This is a genomic window from Massilia sp. CFBP9026, assembly GCF_034045165.1.
Taxonomy (GTDB): Bacteria; Pseudomonadota; Gammaproteobacteria; order Burkholderiales; family Burkholderiaceae_D; genus Telluria; species Telluria arenae.
Map to the genome: position 1 here is coordinate 109,672 of NZ_JAXCWH010000004.1, position 14,666 is coordinate 124,337.

Annotated in this window: 12 protein-coding genes; 5 read left to right on the forward strand and 7 right to left on the reverse strand. The window is 66.2% G+C overall.

What is annotated here, in order from left to right; genetic code table 11:
• Positions 1-3: 3 nt before the first annotated feature.
• Positions 4-642: an NAD(P)H-dependent oxidoreductase gene (locus SOM28_RS11605; protein WP_320468194.1), complete on the reverse strand. Its 639-nt coding sequence runs from the start codon at positions 640-642 to the stop codon at positions 4-6.
• Between the two features lie 371 nt (positions 643-1,013).
• On the opposite strand from SOM28_RS11605, the gene SOM28_RS11610 reads away from it, so the two are divergent.
• The 5 genes from SOM28_RS11610 to SOM28_RS11630 all read left to right on the forward strand — a co-directional run bounded on the left by SOM28_RS11610 (position 1,014) and on the right by SOM28_RS11630 (position 5,085).
• Positions 1,014-1,310, forward strand: a complete 297-nt coding sequence (locus SOM28_RS11610) for a DUF4398 domain-containing protein (RefSeq protein ID WP_320468195.1) — start codon at positions 1,014-1,016, stop codon at positions 1,308-1,310.
• Positions 1,311-1,319: 9 nt separating this feature from the next.
• Positions 1,320-2,153 carry an OmpA family protein gene (locus tag SOM28_RS11615; protein WP_320468196.1) on the forward strand — a complete coding sequence of 278 codons (834 nt, stop codon included), beginning with the start codon at positions 1,320-1,322 and terminating at the stop codon, positions 2,151-2,153.
• 300 nt (positions 2,154-2,453) lie between these two features.
• Positions 2,454-3,152, forward strand: coding sequence for a dienelactone hydrolase family protein (locus SOM28_RS11620; RefSeq protein WP_320468197.1), 699 nt, complete (start codon positions 2,454-2,456; stop codon positions 3,150-3,152).
• A gap of 235 nt (positions 3,153-3,387) precedes the next feature.
• On the forward strand, positions 3,388-4,137 hold the full coding sequence (locus SOM28_RS11625; protein WP_147933834.1) for a DUF6345 domain-containing protein: 750 nt from the start codon (positions 3,388-3,390) through the stop codon (positions 4,135-4,137).
• Positions 4,138-4,140: 3 nt separating this feature from the next.
• Positions 4,141-5,085 carry a hypothetical protein gene (locus SOM28_RS11630; RefSeq protein ID WP_123071668.1) on the forward strand — a complete coding sequence of 315 codons (945 nt, stop codon included), beginning with the start codon at positions 4,141-4,143 and terminating at the stop codon, positions 5,083-5,085.
• Between the two features lie 5 nt (positions 5,086-5,090).
• On the opposite strand, the gene SOM28_RS11635 is transcribed toward SOM28_RS11630, so the two are convergent.
• The 6 genes from SOM28_RS11635 to SOM28_RS11660 all read right to left on the reverse strand — a co-directional run bounded on the left by SOM28_RS11635 (position 5,091) and on the right by SOM28_RS11660 (position 14,663).
• Entirely contained in the window at positions 5,091-7,781 is a 2,691-nt protein-coding gene (locus SOM28_RS11635; protein WP_320468198.1) for a molybdopterin-dependent oxidoreductase, read from the reverse strand.
• 13 nt (positions 7,782-7,794) lie between these two features.
• Positions 7,795-9,012, reverse strand: a complete 1,218-nt coding sequence (locus SOM28_RS11640; protein ID WP_123071666.1) for an NAD(P)/FAD-dependent oxidoreductase — start codon at positions 9,010-9,012, stop codon at positions 7,795-7,797.
• Positions 9,009-9,356 (reverse strand): nitrite reductase small subunit NirD, encoded by a 348-nt coding sequence (gene nirD / locus SOM28_RS11645; RefSeq protein WP_123071665.1) that lies wholly within the window; start codon positions 9,354-9,356, stop codon positions 9,009-9,011. Before nirD ends, SOM28_RS11640 begins: the two co-directional genes overlap by 4 nt.
• Positions 9,357-9,380: 24 nt before the next feature.
• Positions 9,381-11,921, reverse strand: coding sequence for a nitrite reductase large subunit NirB (gene nirB / locus SOM28_RS11650; protein ID WP_320468199.1), 2,541 nt, complete (start codon positions 11,919-11,921; stop codon positions 9,381-9,383).
• Between the two features lie 14 nt (positions 11,922-11,935).
• The gene (locus SOM28_RS11655; protein WP_320468200.1) at positions 11,936-13,234 is read right to left on the reverse strand and encodes an MFS transporter; all 1,299 of its coding nucleotides are present in this window, start codon (positions 13,232-13,234) and stop codon (positions 11,936-11,938) included.
• A gap of 259 nt (positions 13,235-13,493) precedes the next feature.
• On the reverse strand, positions 13,494-14,663 hold the full coding sequence (locus tag SOM28_RS11660; protein ID WP_320468201.1) for a CmpA/NrtA family ABC transporter substrate-binding protein: 1,170 nt from the start codon (positions 14,661-14,663) through the stop codon (positions 13,494-13,496).
• Positions 14,664-14,666: the final 3 nt, after the last annotated feature.

The window sequence follows — 14,666 nt, forward strand, 5'->3', positions numbered from 1 at the left end:
TGCCTACGCCAATTCGGTGACGAACTGCGAAAACGGGCGACGCACTTTCTTCAGGTCGACGAGCCAGTCTCCTTCATCCGCACGGTAGCCAACAGGCAAGAGGATCACCGAACGCAATCCCCGCTCGCGCAGCTTCAGGATCTCATCGACCTTGGCAGGATCGAACCCTTCCATCGGCGTGGCGTCCACCTTTTCCTCGGCCGCGGCAATCAGCGCACTACCGAGGCCGATGTAAGCCTGGCGCGCGGCGTGTTCGAAATTGGTCTGGGCGTCGCGTTGCGGATACGTCGACAGCAGGTGCTGGCGGTAGGCTTCCCAACCTTCGTTCCTGAAGCCACGCTCGGCGTTCACCAGATCGAACATCTCATTGATGCGCTCAGCCGTATAGTTATCCCACGCGGCAAACACGAGCAGGTGCGAGGCTTCCGTCACCTGGGCCTGGTTCCAGGCATGCGCCCTGATCTGTTCACGCAGAGCATCGTTCGTCACCACGAACAACGCGTACTGCTGCAAGCCACTGGAACTGGCCGTCAAGCGCACTGCCTCGAGAATGCGGTCGATCTTCTCTTTGGCGACCTTTTTGGCAGGATCCATTTTTTTGGTGGCATAACGCCACTGCAAGGTTTGCAGGAGATCAGACATGCAGAATTCCTTCGATGTGAGTGAATAATGCGCCATGATGCCCGACCCCGCAGTTTCTTGCCGAGCGCCGTCTCATCTGCCTGCGGCATGGCTTCGACTCACTGACCTGTTTCGACACGAAACGCAGACACCTGACCCGAATTTCCTCTCCAGTATGGTTGCGAAGATAAGTACGGCACGCTCATGCCTGAGAACCCTGGATGATTGTCCTTTGGTCTGATTGAAGAACAAACATCGCTCATTTAAGATGAAATTCTAATAATCCAGATATCCCGGGAGGCGTCATGATCCACGTTAGACTTTTTTACCGTCCCTCACGCGTGTTGGCGGGATGCTGTCTTCTTGCCCTGTCCGCGTGTTCCAGTTCAGAGTTGAACCATCAGCTTGCCACCAGTCGGGAGGCGGTCGATCAAGCGCAGATGGCGGGTGCGGAGGAAAACGCTCCTGCTGATTTCGGCGTGGCGGCCGATAAGCTGACGCGAGCCAACGCCGCTGCCACCGGCCATCAGAAGCACGACGCGATGCGCCTGGCCCAGCAAGCGCAGGTCGACGCCAATCTGGCGCGCGTCAAGAGCGAATCGACCCAGGCCAGGATCGCGGCTGCCGAACTGACCAAGACTAACCAGACCTTGCGCGAGGCAATCAACCGCGCAAACCAGAATGAGTAGAGGTGAGAGATGAACAACATCCTCCGATCCGCCACCGGCGCGGTTGTGGCCGGTATCATCGCAACGGGATGCGCGACATCCCCGCCGGCGTCCGAGGTAGCTGCCGCACGTGCGGCTATCGACAATGCCGGGCAGGCTGTCGACCACGCGTCAGCCGATCCCCAGGTGGCCAAATACGCTCCCAGCGAACTGGAACGCGCAACGGCTTCACTGCAAAAGGCAAAAACAGCGTGGAATGACAAGCACGACCTGACGGCCACCAGGCATCTCGCCTATCTTGCACAGCAGCGCGCAGCCACTGCGCAAGAATTTGCCAACGAGCGTGCTGCACAAGAGACAGTGAAGGTTGCGGCGGCGGAGCTGAACCAGACAATGTCGGTTGCGGCTACAGCACGACCCAGCAAACCGAGCGCAATACCGGACCTCGCGCAAAAGGGCTTGATCGGTTTTTCCACTGGAGCTTCGCAGCTCCCGGCCAGCGCTGTACCGGCGATTAACGAGTTGGCCACCACATTGAAAAGCAATCCCGGACGCGAGGTCGTGATCGAAGGGCATACGGACAATGTCGGCAACCCCCGATATAACCAGGCCTTGGCCATGAAACGGGCGGAAGCGGTACGTGTCGCCCTGGTGCGCCGTGGAATCGACTCCAGCCGTATCGCCCTCCGGTCATACGGCGAAGAGAAACCGGCGTCCAACAACGCCAGCAGGATTGGGCGCAAGGAAAACCGGCGTGCGGAGATCATTACCGCTGACGGGGCGCAAATGGTGGGATCGTCCCAAATCTCGGCCACGGTGTCGTCGGACGATCCGGGCGAGCAACCGAGGCAACCCGAACGATGATGCCTGAAACACGGATCTTTATGGTCATCAGCACTGACTGTCCTCGTTCTTAGCCTTCGCGGGCAGGAAAAGCCAGATTCGATAAAACGATCTGGCTTTTTTGCTGGTTGCGCGTCCTTCGATGTCGATCCATCATGTCCCGGCCCGGGAGTACAGCCGGCGCGACCGCCCGGCCGGTCCATGATGCGCCTGGAATGGCCGGCGTTTGTTCCAATTCCGCCATCCGTTTTATGATATGCGTCGCAGGCCGGTCATTGCCGTCACCGGCTGGCGCCCCAACCTCCAATCAAAAGGAAAATCATGGCTGAAACCCTCACCGTCACCACCGCCGACCGCAGCTTCGACTGCTACGTCGCGCGTCCCAATGTCGTGGGTACCTACCCCGTCATCGTCGTGCTCCAGGAAATCTTCGGCGTGAACGGCGGCATCCGCAGCATCGCGGACAACTACGCCGCCAAGGGCTATATCGCCGTCGCCCCCGACCTGTTCTGGCGCACCGACCCAGGCATCCAGCTGTCGGAGGCAAATGAAGCCGACGTCGCCAAGGCCTTCTCGATGTACCAGGCCTATGACTTCGACCACGGCGTGCAGGACATTGCCGCCACCATCAGCGCCGCGCGCACGATGGAAGGCAGCACCGGCAAGGTCGGCGTTACCGGCTATTGCCTGGGCGGCCTGATGACCTACCTGGCCGCGGCCCGCACCGATGGCGACGCCTTCGCCGTCTATTACGGCGGCGGCACCGACCAGTACCTGCACGAGGCCAAGCACATCGGCGCTCCCCTGCTCTACCACCTGGCCGGCGCCGACGAATACATCGGACCGGAAGCGCAGGAGCAGATCAAGGCCGCGCTGGAAGGCAAGGCCGATGCCGAGGTCCACGTCTATCCGGGCCGCGACCACGCCTTCGCCCGCCCGGGCGGCAGCCACTACGACCATGACGATGCGACGCTGGCCAACAGCCGCACCGACGAGTTCTTCGCCCGCACCCTGCGCTAAGAGCCTAAGCGCCACTGCCTGCCGGCATCCCGCCGGCAGGCGCACTCTCCCTCGCATCCCACGACACGACGCCACGCAAGCCCCCACCGCGCTTCTATCCACCCGGATACGCAACACTCGCGAAGCCTGATCTTCGGCAGAGCCGCCGCGCCTGCTCCGATTACTGTATCCCGAGCCACTCCGCCATGCCCATCAGGGTGCGGCGCATGGCTTTCCGATACGAAAGGAGAATCTCATGGCGAGGTTCGGAGTCGAAGCAATCCGGTATTTCAACCATGCACGCGCCGCCGGCGTGAGCACGGCGGGAGACCTGACGTACACCTTTAACAGAAGCAATGGGTTCGACAGCAAGCTGCGCTCGGCCGGCCACACGCGCGCCTTCTACTGGGCCAATACCGACGTCTGGGAGACCGACATCCGCGACGTCGACCAGGGCGGCAGCGACCGCAACTGGGTCGACGATGTCGACCTGTTCTGGATCGAGACGCACGGCAATTCCGAGGCCGATGGCCGGGCGCGCATGCTGTACGACACCGCGCACAGCGAATGGCGCACCTGGTCCGATCAGTGGCAGCTGGGCGAGGACTGGAACAGCGAATGGGTGATGGCCTATTCCTGCCACACGGTCAACCTGGCCGCCGTCACCGGCCTGTGGAACATCTTCGCGCGCCTGCACATCTATTGCGGCGCCTGGGGCGATATGTATGACGGCATCACCACCGACGAATGCGGCGAGGACGTGGCCGACAACCTGGTCGACGGCGACACCGTCTCCAGCGCCTGGCACGACGGCGTGTCCGACTGGTGGGTCGACAACCACCCGGTTACCGTTTGCGTGGGCGACGCCGCCACCTGGAATGGCGGCGCCATCCGCTGGGACCTGTCCGCCCTGAATCGCGACCACCTGTGGGGCCACGGCAGCGTGAGTCCCGACCTGGCGCCGGCGCAGCAGGCATGTCTCTTGTGGAAGTGGACGGAGGGCTGAACCATGAACCAGCAAACCCTGATCGATACCCTGATGAAGACCGGCGCGCATGCGGTCCCGGGCCGCGCCGACGTGATCGCGCTCACCCCGCTCACCCGCGACGATGCGCGCGCCAATATGAACCGCTTCCTGACCGCGCTGCACGAAGCCGACATCTGTCGCCACGATCGCGCCAACCTGGCCGACCGCGGCGAACGCAGCGTGGTGCACCTGCCCGATGGCGCGCGCGCCGTGGTCTACCACGCCTCGGGTGCGCTGCAGTACGTGTCCGGCCTGGCGCCGTTCCAGGCGCCCTGGCCGCGGCTGGAAGAAACGCCGGTGCTGGTGCGCCAGCTGGAGCAAGCGGCGCAGCGCATCGACATCGGCGCCTGGGTTGGTGAGCGCGGCAGCCTGGCCTTCGAGCGCCTGTGGCAGACCAAGGCGCGCGGCAGCGATCGCGAGCAGAAGCTGTCGGACACGCTGCTGGTGCGCGCCACCGGCGCCTGGCGCCATGCGGTGGGCGAGATCCCGGTGCTGGGCGCCGCCTCGGTGGCGCTGCGCCTGGCCGGCGACGGCACGGTCGACGCGCTCGCGCTGAACATCCGCCACAGCGATGCCGAGGTGCTCGACACCGCGCCCGTCATCGAGGCCGAACTGGCGGCGCGCCAGCTGGCCGAGCGCCTGGCCAGCGTGCTGGGCAAGTCCAAGGATCGGCTGCCAAGCGACGCCGTGCAGTCGGCCACGATGGGCTTCGGCTATCTCGACCTGGGCAAGCGCAAGGCCCAGCGCGTGCTGGCCCCGGCCTACGTGGCGCAGGTCGTGCTGCAGCACCGGCTCGAGCGCCAGGCCTATGTGCTGGCGGTGTCGGCCACCGAGCGGCCGTATATCGAGCTGCCGCTGTTCGGCAACGAGGCGCCGGTGGTGCGCTCGCGCGGTTTGCATCCGGAGTGCCGTGACGGGGCGTCGTGATCCGGTTACGCGACTGCTGCTCGCGCTTCTTGCAACAGCGACCTGATCTCGGGCAGGCACGACCCGCAGTTGCCGCCTGCCCGCAGGCAGGCGGTTACCTCGGCCGGCGTCTTCAGGTCCTGTTTCTCGATCGCCGCGCAGATCGTATTGCGGCCGACGCCGAAGCAGGAGCAGACGGTGGGTCCCGGATCCGGCCCCAGCGTCGGCGCGCGGCCGGCCAGCAGGGTCGCGCGTTCGCGTGCACTCAGCTCGGCCTGTGCGAACAATCCGCCAAGCCAGGCACGCGCCGGCAGATCGGGCCGGCGCGCCGCGAACAGGCAGGCTTCCAGGCGTCCATCGACCACGAGCGCCGCCCGCAGCATGCCTTCCGACTTGTCCTCGTACTCGATCCAGTCGGCGTCTTCATCCGCCCCGAGCAGTGCGCGCGCCACCGCGGGCGATACCGGCTCGCGGCCGCCCAGCTCATAGCGCAGGAAGCCGCTGCCGCGCACGCGGGTCCAGTGCGCCACACGTTCCAGGTTCAGTTCCGTGCGGCTCAGGATGAAGCCATGCCAGGCCACGCCGAACGGCTCCACCCGCACCGGCGTGTGCTTGAACTCGGGCTCACCCGACACCGGATCGACTTCGGGATTGACCAGTGCACCGACGCGCGCATCGGATGCGGTCTGCCCATTCCAGTGGATCGGCACGAACACCGCGCCGCGCGCGATGCCGCCGCCATGCGCCACGCGCGCCACCATCGCGCCCCACTGTGAACTGACGCGGGCGAGCTCTCCCTCGCGCACGCCGGCCAGCAGCGCGTCGTGCGGATGCAGGTCGACGAAAGGTTCCGCCGCATGGCCGGCCAGGCGCGGCGACTTGCCGGTGCGCGTCATCGTGTGCCACTGGTCGCGCATGCGCCCCGTGTTGAGCACCAACGGGAACTCGCCGCCCGGCGCGTGCACGGGTCCGCGCGGCGTGGTCGCGATGAAGCGCGCCTTGCCATCGGGATGAGAAAAGCGGCCGTCGCCGAACAGGCGTGCGGTGCCGTCGGTCGGCGAACGCAGCGGCCACTGGATCGGCTCCAGCGCATCGTAGGCCGCGCGTTCGATGCCGACCAGCGGATCGAGTCGGAAAGCGCGGCGATAGCCTTCCTCTCCGTTCTTCCAGGTGGACAGGCGTGCGTGCTCGTCGAAGATCGCGTGCGCGCCGTCGTAATCGAAGCCGGCAAAGCCCATGCGCCTGGCGACCTCGCACAGCGCCTGCCAGTCGGCGCGGGCCTCGCCCGGCGCCGGCAAAAAGGCGCGCTGGCGCGAGATGCAGCGCTCTGAATTGGTCACTGTGCCATCCTTCTCGCCCCAGGCCAGCGCCGGCAGCGCCACATGCGCATACACCCCGACGTCGGTGTTCGCCACCACGTCCGACACCACCACCAGTTCGCAGGCAGCCAGAGCGCGCCGCACCTGATCGGCATCCGGCATGCTGACCACCGGATTGGTGGCCATGATCCATACCGCCTTGACCTTGCCCGCCTCCACCGCGCGGAACAGGTCGACCGCCTTGAGGCCCGGCTTGTCGGCGATGCGCGGCGCGCCCCAGAAGCCGCGCACCGCCTCGCGATGGTTGGCGTTGTCCAGGTCGAGGTGGGCCGCCAGCATATTCGCCAGGCCGCCCACTTCGCGTCCGCCCATCGCATTCGGCTGGCCGGTCAGCGAGAACGGGCCCATGCCGGGACGGCCGATACGGCCGGTGAGCAGGTGGCAGTTAATGATGGCGTTGACCTTGTCGGTGCCGCTCGAGGACTGGTTTACGCCCATCGAGAACGCCGTCACCACTTTTTCGGTGCGCGCGAACAGCTCGTAGAATGCGCGCAGCTGGACCGGATCGACGCCGCAGTCGCGCGCCACGTCATCCACCTCGCCATCCACCCCGGCCACTTCCAGCGCCGCTTCCAGCCCATGCGTATGCGCCGCAACGAAGTCATGGTCGACCGCGCCCCCTCGCGCCAGATAGGCCAGCAGGCCGTTGAACAGCCGCACGTCGCTGCCCGGCTTGAGCGGCAGGTGCAGGTCGGCCAGTTCGCAGGTGGCCGTGCGGCGCGGGTCGAGCACGATGATCTGCAGTTCGGGGCGCGCCTCCTTCGCCTTGACGATGCGCTGGAATAGCGTCGGATGGCACCAGGCGGCGTTCGAGCCGACCAGCACGATCGCATCGGCCAGTTCGAAATCCTCGTAGCAGCCCGGCACCACGTCTTCGCCGAAGGCGCGCTTGTGGCCGGCCACGGCGGACGACATGCACAGGCGCGAGTTGGTGTCGATATTGGCGCTGCCGACGTAGCCCTTCATGAACTTGTTGGCGACATAGTAATCCTCGGTGAGGATCTGGCCCGAGACGTACAGCGCCACCGCATCCGGCCCGTGCTCGGCGATGATGCGCCTGAAGCCATCGGCGACGGTATCCAGCGCCTCGTCCCAGCTGGCGCGCGCCATGACGCCATCGCGGCGGACGGCTGGATGGAGCAGCCGTCCGTCCAGGCCCAGCGTCTCGCCCAGGGCCGAGCCCTTGACGCACAGGCGCCCGCGGCTGGCGACATGATCGGCGTCGCCCTCGATCAGCGCACCGCCATCGCCCAGCGGCGTGGCCTTCACGCCGCAGCCGACGCCGCAATAAGGACAGGTGGTGCGGACTTCTTGCAGCGGGATCGGCATGTGCGCCATAAATGACTCTCTTCTACGCGGCCTGCGCTTCACACATTGCAGGCCCGAACAACAATCGATCGCGCAGCGCCGATACGTCGGCTCCACGCTGGATCAGGTCGAAATACCAAGGGCCGTCGAGCACGTCGCCATACAGCACGGCGCCCGTGATGCGGTTCCCCTCGAGCACCAGGCGCTTATAGATGCCGGCGCGGCGGTCGCGCAGCACCAGGTCTTGCGTACCCGGTCCGCCGACGATGTCGCCGGCCGAATACAGGTCGATGCCGGTGACTTTCAGCTTGGTGGCGGTGGCCTGCTGCACGTAGCGGCGATGGCCCAGGCCGGCCAGATGGGCGGCGCATACCCGCGCCTGGTCCCAGATCGGCGCCACCAGGCCGAAGGTCGCCTTGCGGTGCTGGACGCATTCGCCCACCGCGTACACGCGCGGATCATAGCTCTGCAAGGTGTCGTCGACCACGATGGCGCGCTCGACGTGCAGTCCCGCAGCGCGCGCCAGCGCCACATTCGGACGCACGCCGGCCGCCATCACCACCAGGTCGGCCGGCGCCTCTGTGCCGTCCTTGAAGCGCACGCCCTCCACCTTGCCATTGCCGAGAATGGCCTCGGTCTCGGCGCCCAGCAGGATGCGCAGGCCGCGGCCCTCCAGCGCGATCTTGAGCAGCAGCGAGGCGTCGACGTCGAGCTGCTGGTTGAGCAGGCTCCCGGTCAGGTGCACGACGGTGACGTCCATGCCCTGCCGCAGCAGGCCATTGGCCGCTTCCAGCCCTAGCAGGCCGCCGCCGATCACGACCGCGTGCTTGCCGTCGCGCGCCGCCTGCAGCATGGTGTCGACGTCGTCCAGGTCGCGAAAGCCCACGACGCCCGGCAGATCCGCGCCCGGCACCGGCACGATAAACGGTTGCGAACCGGTGGCCAGCAGCAGGCGGTCGTACTGCACCTCCTTGCCCGACCGTGCACGCACGATGCGCCGCTTGCGGTCGATCGCCACCACCGGATCTCCCGCGTACAGCGTGATGCCGTGCTCCTCATACCAGCTGCGCGGATGCAGCACGATCTCGTCCGCCGTTTTCTCGCCTGCCAGCACCGGTGACAGCATGATGCGGTTGTAGTTTACGCGCGGCTCGGCGCCGAACACGGTGATGTCGTACAAATCGGGCGCCAGCGCCAGCAGCTCCTCGACAGTGCGCATGCCGGCCATGCCGTTACCGACTACGACCAAAGACGGCTTCATGCGGCGACCCAGACCTGCCCGCCGTCGATCCGCGCCGGATAGCTGGCGACCGATTGCGCCGGCGCTTCCAGGCACTCGCCGCTCTGCAGGTCGAAATGCTGCTTGTAGATCGGCGACGCAACAACGATGCGCTCGCCGATGCTGCCCACCAGCCCGCGCGACAGCACGGCGGCCTGCGAATTGGGATCGTAGTTATCGATGGCGAATACCCTCGGCTCATCGCCGCCGACGCGGAACACGGCCACCTGGCGGCCATTCAGCAAGGCGCACACGCCGGTATCGGGCACGATGTCGGAAAGTAGGCAGACGGCGGTCCAGCGTTCGAGTTGAAGATCACGGTGCATGGCTGCTCTCCTGGTAAGACTGCATTAGGCTGCGGTGGCGATAGGGATGACGCGGCGGCGTTCGTCGAAGGTGGCCGGACGCACCTGGCCGCGTTCGGGCACGAACACGACGTTCTCGTCGACCTGCGTGCTGTTGACGAAATGGCGGAAGCGGCGGCGCACGTTCGGATCGGTGACGGCTTCCTTCCATTCGCAGGCATAGGTGTCGACCACGTGCTGCATCTGCGCTTCCAGTTCCTGCGCGATGCCGAGGCTGTCGTCGAGCACCACGGCCTTGAGGTAATCGAGACCGCCTTCGAGGTTTTCGCGCCAGGTGCTGGTGCGCTGCAGGCGTTCGGCGGTGCGCACGTAGAACATCAGGAAGCGGTCGGTCAGGCGTACCACTTCTTCTTCGGAGAGGTTCGAGGCGATCAGCTCGGCGTGGCGCGGCTTCATGCCGCCGTTGCCGCACACGTACAGGTTCCAGCCCTTGTCGGTGGCGATCAGGCCGACGTCCTTGCCCTGGGCCTCGGCGCATTCGCGGGTGCAGCCCGAGACGCCGAACTTGATCTTGTGCGGCGCGCGCAAGCCTTTATAACGGTTCTCCAGCGCGATGGCGAAGCCCACGCTGTCGCCGACGCCGAAGCGGCACCAGGTCGAGCCGACACAGGATTTCACGGTGCGCAGCGACTTGCCATAGGCGTGGCCCGATTCGAAGCCGGCCGCGATCAGCTCTTCCCAGATCGCGGGCAGCTGGTCCACGCGGGCGCCGAACAGGTCGACCCGCTGGCCGCCGGTGATCTTGGTGTACAGGCCGTACTTCTTGGCCACCATCCCCACCGCGATCAGGCCGTCGGCCGTGACTTCGCCGCCCGGCATGCGCGGCACCACCGAATAGGTCCCGTCCTTCTGGATGTTGCCGAGGAAGTAGTCGTTCGAATCCTGCAGGCTGGCGTGCTTCGGTTTCAACACGAAGTCGTTCCACACCGAGGCCAGGATATTGGCGGCGGTTGGCTTGCAGACGTCGCAGCCGAGGCCTTTTCCGTGGCGCGCCAGCAGTTCGCCGAAGTCCTTGATGCCTTCCACGCGCACCAGGTGGTACAGCTCCTGGCGCGAGTACGGGAAGTGTTCGCACAGGTGGTTGTTGACGGCCACGCCCAGTTTCTTCAGCTCGGCATTGAGGACTTGGGTCACCAAGGGCACGCAACCGCCGCAGGCGGTGCCGGCCGAAGTGCAGCTCTTGAGGGCGCCGAGGGTGGTGGCGCCGCCGGCGACCGCCTCGCACAACGCTCCCTTGCTGACATCGTTGCACGAGCAGACCTGGACCGTTGCCGGCAGCTTGTCGACGCCGATCGCCGGCCGGGCCGCGCCGCCGCTCTCGGGCAGGATCAGGTATTCCGGCGCTTCGGGCAGCTCGATCTTGTTCAGCATCGTCTGCAGCAGCGCGCCATAGGCGGACGCCTCGCCCACCAGCACGCCGCCCAGCAGGTATTTGCCGCAGCTGGACACGACGATCTTGCGATAGACCTGCTTGCGTTCGTCCATGAACTGGTAACTGCGGCTGCCCGGCGTGGCGCCGTGCGCGTCGCCGATGCTGGCCACGTCCACGCCCATCAGTTTCAGCTTGGTGCTCATGTCGGCGCCGACAAACCCGCATTCCGTACCCAGCAGATGCCGCGCCGCGGTGCGCGCCATATCGTAGCCCGGCGCTACCAGGCCATACAGCTGGCCGTTCCAGAGCGCGCATTCGCCGATGGCGTAGACGTGCGGGTCCGAAGTCTGGCAGCGGTCGTCGATCACGATGCCGCCCCGCGCACCGATCTCCAGCCCGAACGCGCGCGCCAGCTCGTCGCGCGGGCGGATGCCGGCCGAGAACACGATCATGTCGGTATCCAGGTGGCTGCCGTCGGCGAACTGCATGCGGTGGGTGGTGTCTTCGCCATCCACGATGGCCAGCGTGTTCTTGCCCGTATGGACGCCGACGCCGAGTTCCTCGATGCGGGTGCGCAGCACGCGCGCGCCGGAATCGTCGACCTGCACCGCCATCAGGCGCGGCGCGAATTCGACCACGTGGGCGTTCAGGCCCAGGTCGCGCAGCGCCTTGGCGCATTCGAGGCCCAGCAGGCCGCCGCCGATCACGACGCCCGACTTCGAGCGTGCTCCGCATTCCTGCATCGCTTCCAGGTCTTCGATGGTGCGATAGACGAAGCAGTCCTTGCGATCGGCCCCCGGGACCGGGGGAACGAAAGGATAGGAGCCGGTCGCCAGCACCAGCCGATCGTAAGCAACGGAGGAACCATCGGCCAGCGTCACGCTCTGCGCCGCGCGATCGATCCCGACCACCTTCGCATTCAGGCGCAGCACCATGCTCATTTCAGTATCCGCGCGATCGAAGAAACCTGGCGCCACCAGCGACAGGTCGTCCGCACTTTTACCAGCAAAGAATTCCGACAGGTGCACGCGGTCGTAGGCCGGCCGCGGTTCTTCACCCAGCACCGTGATGCGCAAGTCTGGCCGGCCGCTGGCAGCCAGGGTTTCGAGGAATTTGTGGCCCACCATGCCGTGGCCGATGACGACGATATGCATTTGCTGCTCCTAATTTAAGCTGCTGCGGCTGCCGGCGCCGTGTCAGCGCTGGTCGCGGTGAATCGGGCTGCGATGGCGCAGACGCTGGCGACCAGCACCAGGCCGCTGAGGATCGTGAGCGTCTGCTTGATGTCGCCCGTGCCCTTCATCAGGAAGCCGGCTGCCACCGCGCCGACGTTACCGCCGGCGCCGACGATGCCGGCCACGCCGCCCAGCGCCTTCGGTGCGATGAACGGCACCAGTGCATAGGTGGCGCCGCAAGCCATGTGGGTGAACAGGCCGAACACCAGCATCGCGACCACCGCGAACACCACGCCCTCAGCCTGGGCGAACCACAGCAAGCCAAGGCCTTCGCCGATCATCAGCACGAACAGCACGGTCACGCGGCGGTTCAGGTCACCGGAAAGCGCGGCCTTGTCCGACAGCCAGCCGCCCAGCGCGCGGGCGAACAGCGCCAGCAGGCCGAAGCTGCCGGCCGCCATGCCGGCCTGCGCCAGCGACAGGTCGAAGTGCTCGACGTAGTACACGGCGGCGATGTTGTGGATGAAGATCTCGATGCCGAAGCAGGCGCCATAGGTGACGAACAGCAGCCAGGCGCGGTAGTTGCGGCAGCCGGCGACGAAGCTCGCCCAGCCGCCCTTGCCGCCGCCCTCGGGCATCAGGCCGGTCTTGCGCAAGTCGTCGTAGTTACCGGCCGGGCAGTCCTGCGTGTAGCGCCAGTAGAAGAAGGCCATGACGATCATCATCACGCCGGGCACCACCAGCGCCAGGCGCCAGCTCAGCGACTGGCTCACGCCCAGCATCACGATCGCGGTCAGCATCAGCGGCATCACTGCCTGCGCCGCGCCGCCGCCCGCATTGCCCCAGCCGGCGGCCGCCGCGTTGGCGGTGCCCACGACCTTGGGTCCGAACATGACGGAGGTGTGGTACTGGGTGATGACGAAGCTGGCGCCGACCGCGCCGATGCCCAGGCGCGCCAGCAGGAAGGCCTCGTAGCTCTGCGCCATCGCCACGCCCAGCACGGGAATCGCGCCGATGAGGAGCAAACCGGTGTACGTCTTGCGCGGGCCGTAGCGGTCGCACAGCGGGCCGACCAGCAGACGCACGAAGATGGTGATCGCGACCGCCGCGATATTGATGTTGGCGATCTGCTCCATCGAGAGCCCGAATTCACCTTTGATGACCGGCATCAGCGGCGCGCAGGCGAACCAGGCGAAGAAGCAGATGAAGAAGGCGACCCAGGTCAGGTGGAAGGCGCGCATCGGCGCCCCCTGGAAGGAAAAGAGCTTGATGCTGTCTGCTTTGCTGGCCATTGTTCTTCCTTTGAAAAACGAAAAGGCGTCCGCGCTTGCTGCCGGGGGCAGTAGCTGCGGACGCCGTTGTCCTGTTGCCGTCCCCGCGTTGGGCCAGCTAAGTGAAAATGTTCGTGAGAAGAATCGCCATTGATCCTGTCATTGGTATGAGCAAGAGGCGTGCCACCGGGGCTTCAGGGAGCGTACGCAAATGGATCACATCCGGATGCTGCATTGCGGTGCATCGCTCCCCACGATGATGCACCCGCCTGCACTGCGTTCAAGATCCGGATGGTGCGCCGGCCCAGGCTTGCGGGTCGCTGCCGTCCCATACCCGGCCGTCGAGCAGGGTCGAACTGCGCATCGGTGAGCTGGGCAGCATCGTGCCGGTGCGTTCGGCCGCCTCGCGATACAGGTCGATGCGGTTGACCTGGGCCGCCAGCGCCAGGTAAGCGGGCGCTTCGCGCAGCAGGCCCCAGCGCCGGTGCTGGGTCATGAACCACATGCCGTCCGACAGCCACGGGAAGTTGGCCTCGCCGTCGGCATGGAAGCGCAGGCCGTTGTGGCCGCGCCAGCCGCCGCCTTCCCGGTGCTCGTCGATATGGCTGCCGGCCAGGCAGAACTGCAGCGTCTCGCGGCTGGCATTGACGTAGGCGGGACTGGCCAGCACCTCGGCCGCCGCTTCGCGGTTGGTGCGCGAGGCGTCGAGCCAGCGTGTCGCCTCCAGCAACGCGGAGATCATGGCGCGGCAGGTATTCGGGTGGCTGGCGGCGAAGTCGGCGCGCGTGCCGAGCGCCTTGCCCGGATGGTTCGGCCATATCTGTTCGCTCGACGCGGCCTGGACCCCGGCGCCCTCGCGCTGGGCGCGCTGGCCCCATGGCTCGCCGGCGCAGAAGCCATCCATATGGCCGGAGGCCAGGCTGCTCGCCATCTGGCTAGGGGGCACCGTCACCGCCTGGCAGTCCACCAGCGGATCGATGCCGTGCGCGGCCAGCCAGTAATACAGGAACATCGCGTGATTCCCGGTCGGGAAGGTGTGGGCCAGGGTGAGCTTGCGCCCTTTCTCGTCCACCTCGCGCCTGAGCATTCCGGGGTCGAGGGCGGCGTTGGCGAGCGCGCGCGACAGCGTGATGTTCTGGCCGTTCTGGTGCAGGTTCATCAACACCGCCATATCGCACTGCTGGGTGCCGATACCGTTCTGGATGCCATAGACCATCCCGTACAGCGCATGGGCCGCGTCGAGCTGCTGGCCGATCAGGCGGTCGCGCATGGCGGTCCAGGACAGCTCGCGGGTGAGCTCGAAGCGCACCCCGTACTGTTCGTCGAAGCCCAGCACCGACGCCATCACCAGCGGCGCGCAATCGGCCAGCGGCATGAAGCCGATGCGGACGGTCTCGATCTCGGGGCGGTCGGTGCCGGCGATCCAGGCGCCTCTGCCTGCCAATGTCATACG

What these genes read in the sequence shown, in the direction of transcription:
- nirB (WP_320468199.1), bottom strand. Translation starts at nt 11,921, where the DNA reads ATGCATATCGTCGTCATCGGCCACGGCATGGTGGGCCACAAATTCCTC.
- SOM28_RS11655 (WP_320468200.1), bottom strand. Translation starts at nt 13,234, where the DNA reads ATGGCCAGCAAAGCAGACAGCATCAAGCTCTTTTCCTTCCAGGGGGCG.
- SOM28_RS11660 (WP_320468201.1), bottom strand. Translation starts at nt 14,663, where the DNA reads ATGACATTGGCAGGCAGAGGCGCCTGGATCGCCGGCACCGACCGCCCC.
- SOM28_RS11605 (WP_320468194.1), bottom strand. Translation starts at nt 642, where the DNA reads ATGTCTGATCTCCTGCAAACCTTGCAGTGGCGTTATGCCACCAAAAAA.
- nirD (WP_123071665.1), bottom strand. Translation starts at nt 9,356, where the DNA reads ATGCACCGTGATCTTCAACTCGAACGCTGGACCGCCGTCTGCCTACTT.
- SOM28_RS11615 (WP_320468196.1), top strand. Translation starts at nt 1,320, where the DNA reads ATGAACAACATCCTCCGATCCGCCACCGGCGCGGTTGTGGCCGGTATC.
- SOM28_RS11620 (WP_320468197.1), top strand. Translation starts at nt 2,454, where the DNA reads ATGGCTGAAACCCTCACCGTCACCACCGCCGACCGCAGCTTCGACTGC.
- SOM28_RS11630 (WP_123071668.1), top strand. Translation starts at nt 4,141, where the DNA reads ATGAACCAGCAAACCCTGATCGATACCCTGATGAAGACCGGCGCGCAT.
- SOM28_RS11640 (WP_123071666.1), bottom strand. Translation starts at nt 9,012, where the DNA reads ATGAAGCCGTCTTTGGTCGTAGTCGGTAACGGCATGGCCGGCATGCGC.
- SOM28_RS11625 (WP_147933834.1), top strand. Translation starts at nt 3,388, where the DNA reads ATGGCGAGGTTCGGAGTCGAAGCAATCCGGTATTTCAACCATGCACGC.
- SOM28_RS11635 (WP_320468198.1), bottom strand. Translation starts at nt 7,781, where the DNA reads ATGGCGCACATGCCGATCCCGCTGCAAGAAGTCCGCACCACCTGTCCT.